This window comes from Rhizobium sp. Rhizsp42, from assembly GCF_047304155.1.
Lineage (GTDB): Bacteria > Pseudomonadota > Alphaproteobacteria > Rhizobiales > Rhizobiaceae > Rhizobium.
The window spans coordinates 1-252 of sequence record NZ_JBGLYS010000175.1 but is presented as its reverse complement, the minus strand read 5'-3'; the positions used below and the strand labels follow the sequence as shown (position 1 = coordinate 252).

Genomic DNA, 252 nt, shown 5'->3' with positions numbered 1-252 from the left:
CTTCGGCCCAGCCGAAAACATCGGGCCGCGCAAGCGGCCTTTTGCTTTTGCTGGTTCGAACATACAGAATGAAACTTCGGCGCACCTGGTCTATAATGGTGCGTCCCTTACAGGAACAAAACCCAAAGGGTTTTGCTCCGGCAGTAAGAGTAAACCGCTAAGCGGTTTACTCAAGCGCGACAAAGCCGAAGGCTTTGCGCTGGCGCGGGGTGGAGCAGCCCGGTAGCTCGTCAGGCTCATAACCTGAAGGCC

1 protein-coding gene is annotated in these 252 nt (G+C 56.3%); it reads left to right on the top strand.

Features of this window, described 5'->3' with window-relative positions; all coding sequences use genetic code 11:
- Positions 1–226, top strand: a 226-nt coding sequence (locus ACCD05_RS31990; RefSeq protein ID WP_413397706.1) for a hypothetical protein, incomplete at its 5' end; no start/stop codon positions are given.
- Between the last annotated feature and the right edge of the window lie 26 nt (positions 227–252).